The organism is Vibrio sp. QJM3NY_27 (assembly GCF_057785955.1).
Map to the genome: position 1 here is coordinate 259,433 of NZ_CM173512.1, position 18,469 is coordinate 277,901.

At 44.0% G+C, this 18,469-nt stretch carries 17 protein-coding genes; 9 read left to right on the forward strand and 8 right to left on the reverse strand.

Annotated features, from left to right (window positions below):
* Positions 1-84 precede the first annotated feature (84 nt).
* The 4 genes from AC3CIA_RS17050 to AC3CIA_RS17065 all read left to right on the forward strand — a co-directional run bounded on the left by AC3CIA_RS17050 (position 85) and on the right by AC3CIA_RS17065 (position 4,941).
* Positions 85-1,797: an RluA family pseudouridine synthase gene (locus tag AC3CIA_RS17050; protein ID WP_237289346.1), complete on the forward strand. Its 1,713-nt coding sequence runs from the start codon at positions 85-87 to the stop codon at positions 1,795-1,797.
* 155 nt (positions 1,798-1,952) lie between these two features.
* Positions 1,953-2,333, forward strand: coding sequence for a hypothetical protein (locus AC3CIA_RS17055; RefSeq protein ID WP_171308027.1), 381 nt, complete (start codon positions 1,953-1,955; stop codon positions 2,331-2,333).
* Between the two features lie 273 nt (positions 2,334-2,606).
* Complete coding sequence (locus AC3CIA_RS17060; RefSeq protein WP_481586237.1) at positions 2,607-3,803, forward strand: multidrug effflux MFS transporter; 1,197 nt, start codon at positions 2,607-2,609, stop codon at positions 3,801-3,803.
* Positions 3,804-3,927: 124 nt separating this feature from the next.
* Entirely contained in the window at positions 3,928-4,941 is a 1,014-nt protein-coding gene (locus AC3CIA_RS17065; protein ID WP_428783015.1) for an alpha/beta hydrolase family protein, read from the forward strand.
* Between the two features lie 20 nt (positions 4,942-4,961).
* On the opposite strand, the gene AC3CIA_RS17070 is transcribed toward AC3CIA_RS17065, so the two are convergent.
* The 5 genes from AC3CIA_RS17070 to AC3CIA_RS17090 form a co-directional block, all read right to left on the reverse strand.
* On the reverse strand, positions 4,962-6,026 hold the full coding sequence (locus tag AC3CIA_RS17070; protein ID WP_146456224.1) for a helix-turn-helix domain-containing protein: 1,065 nt from the start codon (positions 6,024-6,026) through the stop codon (positions 4,962-4,964).
* A 156-nt stretch (positions 6,027-6,182) separates the two neighbouring features.
* A complete protein-coding gene (locus tag AC3CIA_RS17075) occupies positions 6,183-7,541 on the reverse strand; it encodes a Na+/H+ antiporter NhaC family protein (protein ID WP_488519331.1) in 1,359 nt (452 codons plus the stop codon).
* 188 nt (positions 7,542-7,729) lie between these two features.
* Positions 7,730-8,494: a hydratase gene (locus AC3CIA_RS17080; protein ID WP_488519664.1), complete on the reverse strand. Its 765-nt coding sequence runs from the start codon at positions 8,492-8,494 to the stop codon at positions 7,730-7,732.
* A 382-nt stretch (positions 8,495-8,876) separates the two neighbouring features.
* Positions 8,877-9,182, reverse strand: coding sequence for a DUF3861 domain-containing protein (locus AC3CIA_RS17085; RefSeq protein ID WP_017088697.1), 306 nt, complete (start codon positions 9,180-9,182; stop codon positions 8,877-8,879).
* A 34-nt stretch (positions 9,183-9,216) separates the two neighbouring features.
* A complete protein-coding gene (locus AC3CIA_RS17090) occupies positions 9,217-9,708 on the reverse strand; it encodes a DUF2798 domain-containing protein (protein ID WP_054547167.1) in 492 nt (163 codons plus the stop codon).
* A gap of 98 nt (positions 9,709-9,806) precedes the next feature.
* Between AC3CIA_RS17090 and AC3CIA_RS17095 the strand changes: the two genes are divergently transcribed.
* Positions 9,807-10,232, forward strand: a complete 426-nt coding sequence (locus AC3CIA_RS17095) for a MarR family winged helix-turn-helix transcriptional regulator (protein WP_016769096.1) — start codon at positions 9,807-9,809, stop codon at positions 10,230-10,232.
* A 196-nt stretch (positions 10,233-10,428) separates the two neighbouring features.
* Here the strand turns inward: AC3CIA_RS17095 and AC3CIA_RS17100 are convergent, their stop codons facing one another.
* A complete protein-coding gene (locus AC3CIA_RS17100; RefSeq protein ID WP_488519332.1) occupies positions 10,429-11,490 on the reverse strand; it encodes an MBL fold metallo-hydrolase in 1,062 nt (353 codons plus the stop codon).
* A gap of 179 nt (positions 11,491-11,669) precedes the next feature.
* Positions 11,670-13,454, reverse strand: a complete 1,785-nt coding sequence (locus tag AC3CIA_RS17105; RefSeq protein ID WP_488519333.1) for an SgrR family transcriptional regulator — start codon at positions 13,452-13,454, stop codon at positions 11,670-11,672.
* A gap of 602 nt (positions 13,455-14,056) precedes the next feature.
* On the opposite strand from AC3CIA_RS17105, the gene rimK reads away from it, so the two are divergent.
* The gene (gene rimK, locus AC3CIA_RS17110) at positions 14,057-14,962 is read left to right on the forward strand and encodes a 30S ribosomal protein S6--L-glutamate ligase (protein WP_017076564.1); all 906 of its coding nucleotides are present in this window, start codon (positions 14,057-14,059) and stop codon (positions 14,960-14,962) included.
* Between the two features lie 33 nt (positions 14,963-14,995).
* Complete coding sequence (locus tag AC3CIA_RS17115) at positions 14,996-15,424, forward strand: ATP-dependent zinc protease family protein (RefSeq protein ID WP_004733090.1); 429 nt, start codon at positions 14,996-14,998, stop codon at positions 15,422-15,424.
* Between the two features lie 73 nt (positions 15,425-15,497).
* Here the strand turns inward: AC3CIA_RS17115 and AC3CIA_RS17120 are convergent, their stop codons facing one another.
* Complete coding sequence (locus tag AC3CIA_RS17120; RefSeq protein WP_488519334.1) at positions 15,498-16,286, reverse strand: MBL fold metallo-hydrolase; 789 nt, start codon at positions 16,284-16,286, stop codon at positions 15,498-15,500.
* 357 nt (positions 16,287-16,643) lie between these two features.
* Between AC3CIA_RS17120 and AC3CIA_RS17125 the strand changes: the two genes are divergently transcribed.
* Both AC3CIA_RS17125 and AC3CIA_RS17130 read left to right on the forward strand, forming a co-directional pair.
* Positions 16,644-17,681, forward strand: coding sequence for an L-dopachrome tautomerase-related protein (locus tag AC3CIA_RS17125; RefSeq protein ID WP_488519335.1), 1,038 nt, complete (start codon positions 16,644-16,646; stop codon positions 17,679-17,681).
* 170 nt (positions 17,682-17,851) lie between these two features.
* A complete protein-coding gene (locus tag AC3CIA_RS17130) occupies positions 17,852-18,454 on the forward strand; it encodes a 2OG-Fe(II) oxygenase (protein WP_488519336.1) in 603 nt (200 codons plus the stop codon).
* Positions 18,455-18,469: the final 15 nt, after the last annotated feature.

Here is an 18,469-nt window from a genome sequence, read left to right on the forward strand (position 1 = left end):
TTTGTTTTTAGCGCATCAGTTTTTAGACTCTCACACAGTAGACTCACACCCATTTATCACCACGATATAAGTATTAAGACGACTATGCACTCATCAAACTCAACGCACGACTCAGATAACGGCCACACACCTGAGCATTGCTTCACCCGCTTTCAACAGCCGATCGAGTCATATTCGTTGCCTGAGCGTTTCACCTTCCCGTTCTATTATGAACCACACGCACTGTGTGAAATCGCTTCTCATCAGCTTCAACAATATCTAGAAACTCAAACCGACTGGCAGCATGACTTCGGACTGGATTCTGACGCTGGTCGCGGCAAAATGTTTGGTGTGTTACTGGTGAAAAGCCCTGAAGGTGAATTGGGTTACTTCTCTGCATTCTCTGGAAAAATCGCCGACCAAAACCTACTGCCTCACTTTGTGCCACCCGTATTCGACATGTTGAGCAGCGACAGCTTTTTCCATCAAGACACAGCCGACATGATGGCTGTGAATGCGAAATTTAAAGCGCTGCAAGCAAACGCTGATTACCTTGAACTGTGCGAGCAACTGGCACAACAAAAAGCACAAGCTGAACAAGAGATTGAAGCTCAGCGTTTATTAATTATAGAAGGCCGAAAAACACGTAAAGAACAGCGTGAACAAGGTAAAGAAAACCTTGATGAGCAAGCCTTCGAACAGCTAAATAGCGAGTTAAACAAGGCCAGTGTTGCCGACAAAAATCAGCAAAAATATCTCAAGCTCAACTGGGAACAGATCTTAAACGAGTTACAAATCAAAGTTGATGTGTTCACTAATCAATTAGCTGAACTCAAAGAGCAAAGAGCACACCTTTCTCATCAACTTCAGCATAAACTGTTTTCACAATACGCTTTCCAAAATGCGGAAGGTAACATTGAGGATCTCAACCAGATCTTTGAAGACACGCCAAACAAAATACCACCAGCAGGTTCTGGCGAGTGTGCCGCACCCAAGCTTTTGCAATACGCGTATTTAAACGGTTACACACCATTGGCACTGGCTGAATTTTGGTGGGGTCGTTCACCGAAATCGGAGATCCGTAAACACAAGAAATACTACGCCTCTTGCCAAAGTAAGTGTGTACCGATTTTAGGCCATATGATGAAAGGCCTAGAGGTGGATCCAAACCCATTACTAGAGAACCCAGCAGAAGGAAAAGACCTCGATATCCTGTTCCAAGATGAACACATTGTTGTAGTACACAAACCAGCAGGTTTTCTATCCGTGCCGGGTAAAAACATTAAAGATTCGGCCTACACACGCGTTCAAGAAATGCACCAAGATGTTGAAGGGCCATTTGTTATCCACCGTTTGGATATGGCGACCTCTGGCATTCTGATATTTGCTTTAACACGACGTGCGAACAAAAGCTTACAGAAGCAGTTCATTACTCGTGAAGTTGAGAAGCGATATGTCGCAATGATTGAAGGTGTTCTAGACCAAGATGAAGGCTATATTCGACTGCCATTGCGTGGTGACTTGTATGACCGCCCTCGTCAGATTGTTTGCTTCGAACACGGCAAGCCTGCAGAAACCAAATGGGAAGTGATTGAGCGAAACGAACAAACCACTAAGGTTTACCTGCACCCTAAAACAGGCCGTACACACCAGTTACGTGTTCACTGTTCACACCAAGAAGGGCTTAACATGCCTATCGTGGGTGATGGCCTATATGGTAATAAAGCCGACCGACTGCACCTACACGCAGAAAGACTTGCACTGCACCACCCAGTCACCAAAGAGTGGATGGAGTTCCAGTTCGACGCTGAATTCTAAAATCTCTCATTAGTACCGAGCTTTAAAAAAGGAGTCACACCGCTTGTGGCTCCTACCTCTTTTGGGTATATCTCCACGCTTATTGCACTACATCAAGATTCACTTTGTTGTGAAGAGTAGCATGCCCACCTTCTTCTCTCCTTGAGGCCTTTGATATGTCATCAGCTGCTTTGAATTTGCCCCACAACACACGAACTTCTTCTCTGATAACTGCGCAAGCACCAAGCTTGAAACCACTAGCAACCAAAAAGCCTAATCTAAATTTGGCAATGCTAAGCTTAATTGAAGAAGTTAAAAACGAACTCCCACTTTACGAATCGGAGACGTTTATCTGTGGGCCAAAAGGAAACTGCTCGGGTTGCTCTAAGAAACTACTAGAGATGGTCGACAGTGAGTTAATGTATTGGGAGCACAGTATTTCCATTGGCCAAGGCCCCAACTTCGAGGAACTGCGCCGCTTTGGTAAGCTTTGCAGCAGCGTTCGACGTGGTTTAGAGCGTAACGGTTTAGTCGAAAAACGCCCAAAGAAAAGATAACAAGCCAAATCGATAATCATTACAATGTGTCGTTGGCGATCACAAGCCACCCTGCTACTAACTGATTGAACTCGTTAGCTATAAAAGTAATAATGTTTTGTAATACAATTCAGTGCGCAGACCGACTTCGTAGATTCGAACTCATAGAGATAAGCTCATCGATACTTTCACCATATTCTTGAACGACTCTATCCTTCTTGTCTGACGTGCCTAGCCTTCTGTATATCAATATCACATCAATTAGAAACCGACCTTGGACAACGGAGAGCCACCTTGAAGAGACCACAACCAGTACTGGGAAAGACCGGTATGCTATTTTTTCTCGTCATAATAAGTGCTTTCCCTCCATTGACTATCGACCTTTACTTACCTGCGCTTCCGCAGATGGTCGAGGTGTTTAATACTGATCGATCCATGGTCAACCTAACCCTGAGCAGCTACTTCGTTACTTACGCCATCGGTCTTTTGTTCTGGGGGCCGCTCAGCGAAAAATTTGGTCGTAAGCCGATCCTATTGATTGGATTAGCGGGCTATATGGTCGCGAGCATATTGTGCGCGATGACCAATAGCATCGAACAGTTGATTGGTGCTCGTGTATTCCAAGCCTTTGTGGGCAGTGCCATCACCGTTATCGCGACTGCCATTGTAAAAGATCTTTATGACGGCCGAGAACGTGAAAAGATCATGGCGACTATCATGTCACTGGTGATCATCGCACCAATGGTTGCGCCTGTGTTTGGAGCCTTTTTACTGAAAATTGCTTCTTGGCGAATGATGTTTGTTACGCTCGCCATTTTTGGTGCATTTGCGTCAGTATTAGCTTGCTGCTACCAAGAAACACTCGAAAACAAATACCAAGGTTCCATATTCCGCTCATGGGGAAGAATGGGCGTGGTCATGAAAAACCGCTCGTTCGTCAAGCTGCTGGTCATTTTCTCTATCATACCGATGGCGTTGATGGGCTTTCTTGCGGCGGGTTCTTATATCTACATCGATCACTTTGGATTGACCGAACAACAGTTTAGTTACGCGTTCGCATTCAATGCATTGTGCGCCTCATTTGGTCCAACAATTTACATGAAGTTGTCCTACCGAATGCCGGTTCAAAAGGTCATCTCAGGATGTTTTGCTTTATTAGCGCTTGCGGGAATCTTCACTCTAACCATTGGCGACCTGTCCCCTTGGTTCTTCATGTTCATCGCTGCACCAGCGACATTAATGGCGATCATCATGCGAGTACCGGGTACCAACTTGATGTTGAATCAACAAGATCATGACACGGGCTCTGCCGTCGCACTGATACAGTTCTTCAGCATGATTTGTGGTTCGCTTGGCATGGTGTTGGTTTCAATCCGCCCAGATTCACTGATTGAAAACCTAGGCTTTATTCAATTATCCGTCGGTACGTTAGGCGGCCTGATGTGGCTAATGATCAGAAACAAAGAGTTCGTGACTAATAAGCTGAATTAGGCGCATCCAAAATAACTAAGTTTGTACTCAAACACGATTTAGGGCGTCCTCGATCGTGTTTGAGGTCTCGCGCTCACTGGCTTTAGCGCATATTGGCTCCAATCACCTCAATTGGAGTTAAACCATGAAATGGATACATTTACTGTTCACATCCCTACTTTTCCTCTGCGCTTCATCCATCGCTTCCGATGTCGGATTCACTCAAGTCACCTTAACTGACGACCCTAATCGCCCGCTAAACACTGCCATTTGGTATCCCACACAAGATGTCTTAGACACAACCTTGATTGGCGATAACCCAGCCTTCATCGGCACGAAAGTCATCAAAGATGGAGAGATTCAATCAGGCATTTTTCCAGTTGTACTGCTATCACACGGCTACCGAGGAAACTGGCGAAACCAAAACTGGTTGGCGACCGAACTTGCGAGTCGTGGCTACATCGTAGCGGCCACTGACCATCCGGGAACCACCTCTTTCGACCAATCTCAAGAGCAAGCGGCCAAGTGGTGGGAGAGGCCGCGAGATATCACTCGAACCATCGATTACCTGTTAAGCGAAGTTCAATGGAAGCAAGCTGTTAACGCCAACAATATCACTGCAATCGGACACTCGCTAGGAGGCTGGACAGTGATGCAATTGGCAGGAGCGAAAATAGATAGAGCGACCTTTGAAGCCGAGTGTCTTATATACCCTAACCCGCGTACCTGTGGGCTGTCTGATGAATTAGGGCTATCACAAGCCCAACCAGCTGAACCAAATGAAAAAGACCTATCAGACCCTAGAATTCAGCGCGTTGTCAGCCTTGATTTGGGGCTTGCTCGTAGCTTCTCAGTCGGCAGCTTAAATGACGTTACAGTGCCAACCTTAATATTGGCGGCTGGGATTGATATTGGGGATCTACCTCAGGCATTAGAATCTGGCTACATTGCTGAGCACATGCCTCTTAATTTAAGACGCTATAAGGTCTACGAAAGCGCTACCCATTTCAGCTTCATTCAAAGTTGCAAAGCTGGGGCGGTACCGATGCTTGAAGAAGAAGTGCCAGGCGATGGCATTATTTGTAAAGATGGCGTTGGTACATCACGCGACCAGCTACATCAATTGATCTTAAACGACATCGTTAGCTTTCTGAATTGATAAACGGAAAGCAAACACACTCAATCTAACACTTGCGGCGAACTTCGATACTCACTCGGAGTTTGCCCAGTTATCCTTGAAAACTCGCGATTGAAATTGGACTTGGTCTGAAAGCCTGAACTAAGGAAGATATCCGTTATCGCTTCATCACTTTGCATCAGGAGAGTCTTAGCGTGCTCAATTCGATAGGCGTTAATCACCTTTGAAATGTTCTGGTGGTGAGTTTGATTAACCGCAGACGATATTTTTCGAGCTGGGATACCTAACTTTCTCGCCACTCGATTCAGGGACAAGTCAGGGTCTTTGAACACCTGATGATCCTTCATTAACGCATCAAACTTAGCGACGATCTGCGTGACTTCTTTGTCTTCGTCTAAGCTCACCGTTGGTATCAATGCCTCAACTTCGTCTTGTATGCTATTTAGCGTTGAAAGTTCGCTCTGTTGTTGATTTTTTTTCGGAGTCGGAGACGTACTGGTACTGACAACGACCACAGCCCCAACAATTGCGGGAATAAGAACTAGGTAACCAATAGACAGAATTAAGTCGGTGTGTTGTGCGTTAAGCAGCAAAATATCATACGAGATAATGCTATCCACTAGAGCCGAAAACAGTAAGGCTATACCTGCTGTACGCTCAGCATACAAAACATTCGATACATCACTCAGCCTGACGTGCTCTGGGAAGTTAAACGATGATTTCAACAACAAGCAGCCATAGCTGAGATATAGCGAGATCAACAATAGATCAATCGTTCCATCCCAAATATACGAATAAGAAAAGGAGCCAACCAGAACAACGACTGGGCCTAAGCAATGCAAAAGAGACAAAGGTTTACTTCGATGAGCTCCCGCAAAGCAGAGCCATGCAGCCACCGGTACACTTGCCCCTAGAACCGGTTGTAAGAAACGGAACAACGCAATATCAAACGTCCAACGCAGCCCAACAACAGTAATCATCAACGCACACAACATAATAAACCAAAACGGTTTTTGGCTTGTCTGTGGGTAACGATATCTAAGTAAAACAGCCGTGACGCATAACAGCAGAGCTGCAATAAATGGTAGGGGAATAGCGAGCATCAAAATTCCATTTAAATAACTGAGTACATAGCCTCGATAATTCAATAGATATCGATGACAACTTGAATTCATGGTAATCCATTCATCAGATGTAATAAAGGCTCCTATTAAGGAGCCTTCTTATCAAAGCCAGTTACGACTGAGTTTGGTCAATTACTACTAAGCGTTAGCCACTTGACGCGCTGGGTGTTTGATAAACACAGCTACCACAGCAACGACTGCAAGCGCGAAACAGTAGTAAGAATTAGCCACTATATCCAAAGGCGATAAGTTAAATACCGAACCTAATAGCAATACCTGTGCACCGTAAGGCAATACGCCTTGAATCACACATGAAAAGACATCCAACAAGCTTGCAGAACGACGTGGAGACACGTTGTTCTCTTCCGCCAATTGGCGAGCCACACTACCAGATACAATGATCGCTACTGTGTTGTTTGCCGTACATAGGTTCACCATAGATACCAAGCCAGCAATACCTAGCTCACTCGCACGGCCATTCGCTTGCTTAGAGTGTGAAGAACCAAACGCACGAATCACACCACTTACTAAGTTAGTCAGGAACGCCAATCCACCTTGACGACGCATGAGTTCACTCAAACCGCCAATCAGCATCGACAATAAGAAAATCTCCTGCATGTTGCCGAAGCCTGCGTAGATGTCTTGAGCGTAATCAGTCATACCGTAGTTCTCAATAGAACCTAGGCTCACGCCACCCGCCAGCAAGATACCAATGGTCAACACGACAAAGACATTCATGCCAGATACCGCAAGAATCAGTATGGTGATGTACGGCAGTACTTTCAGCCACTCAATTGGACCCGTTTCAGGAACTTGAGTTGCCGTGCTGTTGAAAGCAAAGATAACAATCGCAATCAGCGCAGCAGGAAGTGCAATACGGATGTTCTCTTTAAACTTATCTCTCATCTCACAGCCTTGCGAACGGGTCGCGGCAATCGTGGTATCAGAGATGATAGAAAGGTTGTCGCCAAACATCGCGCCACTTAAAACAACGCCAGCTGTTAGTGGGATGCTCATGCCTGCTGAATCTGCAATGCCTAACGCCACAGGTGCAACCGCAGCGATGGTACCCATCGAAGTGCCCATTGCTGTTGCGATGAAAGCAGAAATAAGGAAGATACCCGGCAGAATCATGCTAGTTGGAATAGCAGATAGGCCAAGGTTTACGGTCGCGTCAACGCCACCAGACGCTTTAGCCACAGCCGCAAAAGCACCCGCCAATAGGTAGATCATACACATTGCAATAATGTCTTTGTGACCGACTCCACTCAGGAATTGCTCGATAGCACGGTTCAATTTATCTTTGCTTAGTAACAGCGCCAACATCACCGCAGGCAAAGCCGCAATCGGAGCTGGAAGCTGATAGAACGCAAAGTCGACGCCTTGCAACGACAAGTACGAACCTACGCCAATAAACAGCGAAAGGAAAACAATCAGAGGGATAAGTGCAACTGCAGAAGGTGCAATTACAGCATTAGAATTTTTCGAATTAGACATGGAACGACAACGCAATAGAACAGGGAGAAGAGAGACTAATGTCACACTTAGAACTTGTCAACGTCTAGACGTCTAAACGCCCAATTAAATGCAAAGTAATAAGAACCCTATTGAACATCACTTAATAAAAAAGGCTATTTACTAGTCAATGAATAGCCTTTCGATAACAGATAGTGCGCCAATAGAAGTTAGCGTTTCTGCTTAAACGTTACTTGGTATTCGCCAATATCTTGGTAATGGAATGTCGTTAGCTTATCGAATTCCATTTCTACGATACCGCAGTAAGAACCCGTGATGATTGCTTCACCCGCTTGGAAATCAACACCACGACGCGTCATGTAGTTAATCAGCCAGTAGATTGGGCTTGGTGGCAGTGTATTCGGGTGCTTACCGTCAAATGCTTGAACTTGCTCGCCTTGAGTTACTTCAATACTGATCTCAGCAGAAGTGAACGCTTTTTCGCGATCAATCTCAGGGCCGATGAACAAGCCTTGGTTTACTAGGCCGTCAGCAAGTCTTTCATAGAACTCGGCACCGCTGTCATCAGCAAAGCGAGATTGCATTAACTCAAGAGCCATATGGCAAGAACCAATCGCTTCATTGATTTGCTCTTCACTGTAACCTTCTGGGTTTGCAGGCAGGCTCTTTACAAGCGTAAAAGCAATTTCAGGTTCTACACGAACAACGTTGTTGTCTGCAAACAGTTCACAAACCTCACCTTGTTGAATACTGCCCGAAAAGATAGGCGCAACAATAAACTTGTCTTCAGCCAAAGGAAGCAAACACTTCCAACCACCGACCTTGTCGCTCTTGAGATCGATCATTGAGGATTGGATCTTTAGCGCATCTTCCAAGTTATTCGGACGATACTGTTCGTCCAATCTTGGTGCTTTAGTTCCCGCGACGCGGCGACTCAGCAGTTCTTCAGCTGCTTGCTCAAATACATTTGTCAAATACATTTGTCATATAATACCACCTTTAGTTTTATGACCCGTATAATATCGGATTTCTTGAAGCTTGAATAGACAATTCAACAACGAACCAACACCGAAAATTCAGCCATCAATTTTCGCATATTCTAAACGTAAACAACTGAAACTATTTTGATTTATACCAATCACAGTAAGTAAGTGTTCAGAAATAGCGCCGGAAAAAGGTTTGAGAACAAGGCATCATTTTTTGATAAGTAGTTATTCTACAATCAAAAATTATAACGCAGTTATCGAACGTTTTAACCAGCTAGGCTGACCAGTTATTGACTACGATTGGTATTAGATATAAGAAAAGCCAGTAAGTTGGTTACTGGCTTTTAGATGTATTACTGATGATTAGGCTTTACTGCCCTTTTAACGTCTTCTTCAGATTCTGCATGAAGTTTCTAAAGTGAGGCATGAAATCAACAAACAGAGGATGCTTTCTATCTTGCATCATCATTGGGCCGAGTAGGCGAATGCTCACCCCGAGTCGCGCTGCTGATTGCTCGTCTAAGCCGCTGTCTTGTTTGATCTTCTCAACAATCGCGAACATGTTTTCTCTGTCTTCAATTTCAAACTGCATGGTTTGCAGTTCACGATCTTCTTTGATGTTCACTTCTTCGATAGTGATACGGTAGTTGTTATGTTTGCCTGTGAATGCTGTCATGTGGATCTCCTACAATGCTTAAAAAGTGTTTTGGCTAGCTCTTCATGAATCGTTCGAGCTTAGGTTTAACCGTCATCGACATCACGACCATGATCGTAAGGCCAATAGGAAGCGCAGCAATAAATCCATTAAACCATCCACTGGTAAACGCCGATGTATCCGAAAATCCAATATTATTTGCCGCTGTTACAAATGCCATGATGGACTCCATGATAAAAGCCATAATCAATCCCACGATTAGGTTGCGAGCTTTCTCGCCGTAATTGGGCAACGCCTTAGCAGTGACTTTAGTCACCAAAGTCATCATCACCATGCCGATTGGCATCATAATCACGACAGCAAGCGCTAACGATGATAGCCAATTGCTGATGAATTCCTCACCAAACCCGACATTCATGTAAGTCATAACCGCTGTTAAACTGCCGCCAATCGTCAGCATTAAACTCATCATGACCAAAGCTTTGTGCAATACAGGCGTGGCTTTTTGCTCAGGAAGAGTTGGCGTTAATGTTGCTTGAATCGTCATATCTATATTCCTGTCTTGAATTTACGAACAATTAAGTTGATAATGTCAACTATAAATAAAGTGGTTGATATAGTCAACTAGATTTCTAAGGATCGTTTATGTCTGATAACACATCGCTAGAATCCATCTTTCGTTTGGTACACTCTTTGAAACGTCAAATGAGTGAACAGATTGAGAGTTTGGACTCTGACATCGCGCCAATGAATATTCGTGTAATGAAGATCATTACCAAGAAGTCTCCATGTACTTCTATTGATATTGCACACTTCCTAAACCGCGATAAGGCGCAAGTCACTAGGCTCGTTAACGCGTTGATCAGTCAGGAACTTGTGAAGAAATCGCCTAATCCCGAAGACAAGCGCAGCCAGTTATTGGTTCTGACCGATAAGGGTCAAGAGATCATGAATAAGGTCGCGAATATTGATCGTGAAATGCTGAAGAGAATGACCAAAGGCATGGCCGACGATGAGTTAGAACAGTTTCGAAAAATCGCGAGCAAGATGGCTCACAATCTAGAAAACTGATCTAGAGAATGAGTGATTGGAAATAGATCGGCTCTTTGAAACAAAGCCGATCTTTAGAAAGATGAAAAAAACGCCACCGAATCGTACGATTGGTGGCGTTTTTTGTATGAGCTGATTTGATATAGATTAGCGGTATGGCTACTTCTAACTTAGATGACCGTTTTAATTAGATGCCAGTTCTAATTAGGTAACAGCTCTAATTCGATGCTAGTTTCCACCACGCTTGAACGGGGACTGGCTCTGCGATCACTAGGCGTTCACCCATCACAGGGCTCACCATTTGCACGTCTCGCTCTTTGCTTATCGTCAGTGCTTGCTCCATTGGGTCTTGCCAATCGTGCATAGAAAGGTCAAACGTGCTGTTGTGGATTGGCATCATCACCTTACCTTTAAGGTCAATGTGCGCTTGAACGCTTTGCTCTGGGAACATATGAATATCCGCCCAGAGTGAATTATACGCGCCCGTTTCAACCATGGTTAAATCAAACGGTCCGAAACGCTCACCAATCTCTTTAAAGCCGTTGAAGTAACCAGAGTCACCGCTAAAGAAGACTTTCTTATCTGAAGCGTTAATGACCCAACTCCCCCACAATGTTTGGTCACGATCAAGTAAGCCACGCCCAGAAAAATGTTGTGTCGGCGTCAAAGTGAACTCGATATCAGCAACGGTTGCTGACTCCCACCAGTTCAACTCAATGATCTTTGCTTTATCCACGCCCCACTTTTCTAGTAGAGCACCGACTCTGAGTGGCACCAAAAATGTCCCTACTTTGTCTGCTAATACCTTTACGGCACCTTTGTCTAAATGGTCGTAATGATCGTGGCTGATCACTACCACATCAATATCAGGCAGTTCTTGTAATGAGATTGGTGTTGGATGGAAGCGCTTTGGCCCCATCCATTGCACTGGCGATGCGCGATCACTGAACACAGGATCAGTCATCACTAGCTTGCCATCCAGCTTCATCATCACGCTAGAGTGACCCAAGCGGTAAGCGACATCGTCTTGTTCTTCGATCAGTTGCTCGGCTGTCATCGGTTTCAGAGGCAATTCAGCTCGTGGCACCGGCTCATTCCTTTCCACAGTCACGTAAGCTTTCAAGATTGAAAAAATATCAGACATACCCGATTTGTATTCCAACTCACTGTTAACAAACTTCTTCGGAAACTTATCTAGATTGTCGTTTGATTGTGAACCTGTGCTTACGATAGCGACCACGGCAAGTACTCCTAAAATCGGTAATAGATATTTTTTCATTGGTATCTCTTTAATCATTGGGTCTATCCCAACGCAAAAACTACACTGATTAGTTTACATACCAAAATAAAAAAGTAAACCAATGAGTGTAAGTTTTAATTTATCTAAACGTGATCGTGCCAAAATCGATTTTGGAAAAACCGACTTTGAAAAGGAGTTACCCTATCTGGTAGGTAAGGTTAATCAGCAGACCATACATTCTTGAAATCTGGCCAACCCCAGTTCGTGATGGCTACATTCTTCAGAATACCTTGGAAACGCACGGTTTGTAGGTGATGGAACATAGGCACTAACCAATAGTCCGAGATCAGCGTCGATGCAACGGGCTCCAACTCTGCCAAGTAATTCGGCAGTTCAACCGCTGCCTTATGATGATCTAAGCGCTGCTTCAGCCAATCGCTGTTCATCTCTCCTAGTGCAGAGTGCAAAACAGGATCATTCATCAACCACGAGAACAGTGAAGAAGGTGCATTGTCATCGAGATTGAGGTTACACAACACCAAGTCTTCTTTAAGGTCACCACTCTGAGATAGCTGAGCCAGTTCTCGAAAGCTATACGTATTCACCTCAACTTCCACACCATATCGTTTGAGTATGTCTGACACGCAGATAGCACATCTATATAGGGCGTAGTAATTGTAAACGGCTATGGTCATCTTTTTAGGTAATTGAACTTCTTTCGACGGCGTTCGATACAACTTTTGCCAGCTTGGCAATATATTCTGAGCTAAAGACACGCTGAACAACCCTTGATTTTGTTCCAATTGAGACAAAATAGCTTGCGGATTGGCGAGCCCGGAGAGGTATTTACGCTGCTCATCGCTTAACGAGTTTGCCGTTGAATTCTGATTGAACAGGATAAACAAGCAACCATCTTCGACCCGACTACGAAGGCCATCAGTATCTGCAGACACCAGCTCCGCATCGCTTTTTCCGAGTTGATGAAAACAAGACGAGTCTTCATAAGGTGAGACTTGCATTTGGCTGTCATCAAAACGAGCACTGCCCGACATTGATTCTTCAAATTGCCAAATGGTGACTTCATCCGTTAAAGAACGACAGCCATAATAATGTTCAAATGCCGCGAGTTTGATACGTTCATTATTGGTCTCAACCACTTTGAAGGGCCCTGTTCCAATAACAGCATGAGATACCGAATTGAATGGCGATGGCTCACGGGTCACTTGCGCAGCAGGTTGAATTGAATACTTAACGCCAGCAAGCAAGCCAGCAAAACCAGTATCGGCCTTGGTCAGTTGGAAGCTGATCCTTAACGGCTGCTCACTGTAAACCGAAGCAACATGAGCTAGCTCTGTCTGATAGAAAGGTAGCGGTTGTAAAGCGGTAAACAACGATACTAGCTGTTTGGCGTCGACGGGTTGACCATCGTGAAAAGTGAGACCAGGGCGCAAATAGAAAGTCCAAACCAACTTCTCAGAATCATATTCCCAATGATGTGCAAGTTCAGGCTTCAACTTCCCCTTGCCATTACAAGTGACTAGGCAACTGAACACTTGCCTGATCAGAAACCGTTCACTACTGCGGTGAATATGATGTGGGAACAAGTCCTCAAACTTACGTTTGTAAGTTAATTGAACGTGCAATAACCCTTCTCGAATCGTCGCACCGGAAGTTTCTTGGAGAAGAGCGCCAAATACAGCCCGGTCATCTTCCAAAATAGAGAGTGCTTTTTCGTATTTGCCCTGCTCTATCAATTTACTGGCAACATGTTGAGTCATTTCTTGATTACTAAAGCGTAATGTCAGGTTAGAACGTTGATTCCGTCCCACTTTAGGCTCCCACACTACCCACTCAGCCTGATGCATCTTGCCTAACAAGGTTCGTGCATGGCGCAAACTAGTAAACAGCTTGTCTGCAACCTCAGTCAAGGTAACCGAGTGTGAGATGTTAGGCTCGAACGAATCCAGCCTTGTGTAGTAACGCATCATGTTTAGATCAGACAAATAATGAACCTTTTAGAAATAACCTTTCCTCATAAAGCCAATTATAAAACACATTTGTCTTAAAGTGACGATAAAAGACAAAAATAGGAACGCTTTAATAAAAACCCATCTGTTTATTACTTCCTATTAAATAACCATAATTAGTAGGTCAGCAAGGAACTCAAAGTTCCTACCAAAGCCTAATACAAGAGAAGTAATCATCATGAGAAAATACTATCTTAATAAGCTAAAAAGCACCTGTAGCAAGCTCGAAAGAGAAGCACTACGAACACTTATAGAGCTATGTAACTGGCGTTATTAGTACACTTTTTGGCACCGAGTTAACGCGAGTTGAGTGCAACCTAATAGGCTCCTACCCCCAATATGAGTTAGGTCTCAACTCGCTTTTCCATTTCAAATCCCCTCTCAACCTTGTTGTACCAATAGCTCACACACTTGATAAATTTCCGTTATCGACTCGACAAATTTAATTCGTTTTCTTAGTTAAACGAAAAGCCTTAAGGTTCGCCCCGAAGCAAGCAAAGAGCCTCAGAAAAACTGAAAGCTCAGCTAACAACTCATTTATTTGCAGTTACCAATCAGGTATTAACTAAGGAAACGCCATGCGTATCGCAATTCTTTCTCGCAACGAAAATCTATACTCTACTTCTCGCTTAAAAGCAGCAGGTGAAGCTCGTGGTCACCATGTCGATGTTATCGACACGCTGCACTGTGATATAGATATCGCGAGTAACAATCCGAAGATTCGCTACATGGGTGAAGAGCTACCTCAATACGATGCTGTAATCCCACGTATTGGCGCTTCCATTACCTTTTACGGCACTGCGGTTGTTCGCCAATTCGAAATGATGGGCACTTTTTGTATCAATGAGTCAGTAGCTATTAGTCGTTCTCGCGACAAACTGCGCTCACTACAGTTGTTGTCTCGTAAAGGTATTGGCTTGCCAAAAACAGGTTTCGCTAGCCGCCCAGACAAAATTCAAGACTTGATCAAAAACGTAGGTGGCGCGCCACTGGTCATCAAGCTTCTTGAAGGTACTCAAGGTATCGGCGTTGTTCTAGCAGAAACAAACAAAGCAGCTGAAAGCGTTATCGAAGCATTCATGGGCTTAAAAGCGAACATCTTAGTTCAAGAGTTCATTGAAGAAGCAAATGGCGCCGACATTCGCTGTTTTGTTGTTGGCAATAAAGTGATTGCCGCAATGAAACGCCAAGCTGGTGAGGGTGAATTTCGCTCTAACTTGCACCGTGGAGGCACAGCTCAACTGGTTAAACTAACCAAAGAAGAGCGCGCTACAGCAATCAATGCTGCGAAAATCATGGGTTTAAACCTATGTGGCGTTGATATTCTACAATCTAAGAATGGCCCAGTTGTAATGGAAGTGAACTCTTCTCCTGGCTTAGAAGGTATTGAGAAAGCGACAGGCAAAGATGTAGCAAACATGATTTTCGAATGTATCGAAAAAAATGCAAAACCAAACGCTAACCGTACTCGTGGAAAAGGCTAATTAAACAGCCATTTACTCATGATTGGAAATAACATGAACAATAAAATGATCATAGGGAATACTGAAGCACTTTGCTTACCAGAGTTAGGGATAACTGGACTACATACACGTGTTGATACGGGGGCTCAAACCTCTTCTCTACACGTAGACAATCTACTATGTGTAAAAACAGACGGTGAAAACTTCGTTGAGTTCGATCTTCACCCTGACGTTTACCACCTAGAAGAAACTGTGCGCTGCAAGGCGAAACTGAAAACGAGTAAAAGAATCAAATCGTCAAACGGCGAAGTTGAACACCGTTGTGTGATTGAAACCATGCTAAAAATTGGTGGTCAGGAATGGCCTATCGATATCACACTGAGCAACCGTCAGGATATGACTTATATGATGCTGCTTGGTCGTCAAGGCATGAGTGACAAAGTGATTGTTGACCCAGCAGGTGAGTTTCTAATCTCTCACTAATTGAACTGCTCCACAGCTCAAATAGTGAGTCAACAACACAATAATAAAGGCCAGTCTTTGAGACTGGCCTTTATTATTTATGGCGATTCTTTTTATCTTTAAACCCAAATCGCCAAACAGATTTTAGCAATCCTTTGAGTTTGATTTTAGTCACTCGCCAATGTGTCACTGGCCTTCTTGGCGCACTCATCAACAGATGTTCAAAGGCTTGCTCACTCAAATTCACTTGTCCCCCATGCGCCACCAGCAAGGTATCAAACTGCATGTCATAGATACGAGATACCGACGCTCGATACTTGTTGGGGTGAAAAATAGGAAACGGCGGAATCAGTTTCTTCTTAACCTCGACCATCAAGTCAGCCACATACGCGACACTGTGCGATGGGCAATAGACGGAAAGGTCTCTGTCGGTATGGCCTGGCGTTTCCAGAACTAACCAGTCGTCAAACCCCGGAATGCTATCTCCATCCGACAGCTTGTAATCCGGCTTCAACTTTCTTGAATACCACAGATTCGCTTTAGGTTTTCCCAATCGATTTGCCATCCATCGAGCCAACGCTAGGTCCGCAAGGTGCATCAATACCCCATCAACACCGTGATACCAATCCCTATCTCGATTCGCTGCGACCAAATTACAATGAGTTAATTGTCTGAGCTTGTGCGCTGCCCCTGCGTGGTCAGGGTGCATGTGCGTGACCACCACTGTATGTAAATCATTAAATTGGCGATTGAGCTGGTCTTCAATGAAAGATCTGAGATGAGGGATATCCGCCCGACAAGCGCCATCTAGCAAGAGCAACTTGTCTGGGTACTCTACGAGATACATGTCTTGGATATAGCCTTTAATGGTATGAAGTTGCAAACGGTATTCCTATTTTTTATCCCTGCCTACTGGATAGAACTAACAATCTAGTAACAAGTGGTCTAACCAGAATATAGCAAAGATAAATAAAATATGATTTTTTGAACGCAGAATTACGGATACAGATAACAAAAGACGAGCCTACTTCTTGAATAAAAAAAACCTTAAATGACAGGAGCATTTGCAATAATGCTGATTTTAAAGCATTAAATTCACAACGCTCTTGAAAATACTATGCATCTTAAAGAAGAAATTTAAGTCTATTATCAAAATAATTTTGAAAGTGTAACAAATGCAGCACTGTTGATGATTATTAACCCATTGGTAACATTTACGTCAATTATCAAGGGGAACACAATGAAAAAAACAATAATCAACACAATTCTTGCGAGCACTCTTTTATCCACTTATGCGCAAGCTGCGACAGAACTCATGCCAACACTAAAACAAGCAACGGTTGTTGCGACCATGACTGAACGTCCGGGAAACCCTTCAATTACACCGGATGGACGTTTATTACTGAGCGTTCATCCACTCGACCACCCTTCGACCAAAGTAATCGAATTAAGCGTGGCAGGAAATCAGACACCATACCCAACGATGAAGTATGCACAAGGTAATGACTCTTTATTTAAAGCCGTCATTGCTATTCGTACCGACGACAACGGAGTCGCATGGATTCTCGATCTGGCAACTCATACGATAACAGGCTGGGATACTCGTAATGAAACGTTGGTAAAAACGATTGAAATACCGGATTCAGTTTTAAAACCGACAAGCTTCCTACAAGACTTTGCTTTAGACCAAAAAAGACAACGTGTTATCATTGCTGATATGACCCAGAACGATCTAAAAAGTGAAGCCATTCCAGCCTTTGTAACCGTTGACCTCAATACGGGAGAAGCGGTTCGAGTGGCAGAAAACCACCCATCAATGAAGGCCGACAGTAAAACTGGTTTTGCGTTAAACCCAATCACGATTGATCCATCTTATGAATGGGTTTACTTCGGCGCTGTCAACGGCCATACAATTTACCGTGTTAAAGCGAGTGAGTTTGATAATAATGGTAAAACAGTCGCAACCAATATTAAAAAATACGCCGATAAACCTTATTCAGATGGCATTACGGTAGACAGTGATCAGAACGTTTATATTACTGATATAGAGAGTAATGCAATTGGTGTATCTACACCAAAAGGATACCGAATTATTGCCACACTATCAGACAACCAAACTTGGCCTGATGGCATGTCATTTGGCCCTGACGGTTATATTTACGTAACGGTCAATCAACTTGATCGAACGGCTGCCTTAAACAACGGTAAAGATACTGGTACTCGACCATTCGAAGTCGTACGAATCAAAGCACTAGCTAAAGGAACAACCGGACGATAATCCAACAGAAGTGAGCCTTTAAATTGGCTCACTTTTCTTTTCGGTTGATCCTCTCTCTTATCTTCACCAGCAAACTATAAACATTAGTCGTGACGACAAAATACGTGATTTGTTAGCCCGAGTTATTCGGACTATATATGCGCCTCTATTTTATTGTCTGAGTGCTATACATGAACCAATTAATCGATGCTCTTTCTACCCAAGGTTATTTCGTTTGGGATGACTTCTTAACTCAAGAAGAAGTGGTGGCATTGAGGGATTGCATTCCAGAGAACTGGAAAAAGGCTAGGATCGGCCGTAATGATGACGTAGCACGAGAAGCAACGATTCGTAGTGACAAAATTCAGTGGGTACGCCGTGATATGGGCGAACCAACATCTCTGTTCCTAGACAAAATGGAACAAATTCGTTTAGAGGCAAACCAAGCGTTCTTTTTAGGTCTGTTCGAGTACGAAGCGCACTTTGCTAAATACGAAAAAGGTGACTTTTATCAGAAGCACTTAGACTGCTTTAAAGGCAATGAAAACCGCCGCCTAACCACCGTGTTCTATATGAATGACGAATGGTCTGAGGAAGACGCAGGGGAGCTCGTGGTTTACGATCTGAAAGACAATCACATCGCGACCATTCCACCAAAGGGTGGTCGACTGTTGGTATTCTTGTCTGAACAGTTCCCACACGAGGTACTGCCAACCAACACAGAGCGATTCAGTATCGCTGGTTGGTTCCGAATTAACGGCGTGAAAGACAACCAATTGGATATCGCGCACTAAAACTGTATCCACATC

What these genes read in the sequence shown, in the direction of transcription:
- AC3CIA_RS17050 (WP_237289346.1), top strand. Translation starts at nt 85, where the DNA reads ATGCACTCATCAAACTCAACGCACGACTCAGATAACGGCCACACACCT.
- AC3CIA_RS17055 (WP_171308027.1), top strand. Translation starts at nt 1,953, where the DNA reads ATGTCATCAGCTGCTTTGAATTTGCCCCACAACACACGAACTTCTTCT.
- AC3CIA_RS17065 (WP_428783015.1), top strand. Translation starts at nt 3,928, where the DNA reads ATGAAATGGATACATTTACTGTTCACATCCCTACTTTTCCTCTGCGCT.
- AC3CIA_RS17075 (WP_488519331.1), bottom strand. Translation starts at nt 7,541, where the DNA reads ATGTCTAATTCGAAAAATTCTAATGCTGTAATTGCACCTTCTGCAGTT.
- AC3CIA_RS17085 (WP_017088697.1), bottom strand. Translation starts at nt 9,182, where the DNA reads ATGACAGCATTCACAGGCAAACATAACAACTACCGTATCACTATCGAA.
- AC3CIA_RS17090 (WP_054547167.1), bottom strand. Translation starts at nt 9,708, where the DNA reads ATGACGATTCAAGCAACATTAACGCCAACTCTTCCTGAGCAAAAAGCC.
- AC3CIA_RS17095 (WP_016769096.1), top strand. Translation starts at nt 9,807, where the DNA reads ATGTCTGATAACACATCGCTAGAATCCATCTTTCGTTTGGTACACTCT.
- AC3CIA_RS17100 (WP_488519332.1), bottom strand. Translation starts at nt 11,490, where the DNA reads ATGAAAAAATATCTATTACCGATTTTAGGAGTACTTGCCGTGGTCGCT.
- rimK (WP_017076564.1), top strand. Translation starts at nt 14,057, where the DNA reads ATGCGTATCGCAATTCTTTCTCGCAACGAAAATCTATACTCTACTTCT.
- AC3CIA_RS17115 (WP_004733090.1), top strand. Translation starts at nt 14,996, where the DNA reads ATGAACAATAAAATGATCATAGGGAATACTGAAGCACTTTGCTTACCA.
- AC3CIA_RS17125 (WP_488519335.1), top strand. Translation starts at nt 16,644, where the DNA reads ATGAAAAAAACAATAATCAACACAATTCTTGCGAGCACTCTTTTATCC.
- AC3CIA_RS17130 (WP_488519336.1), top strand. Translation starts at nt 17,852, where the DNA reads ATGAACCAATTAATCGATGCTCTTTCTACCCAAGGTTATTTCGTTTGG.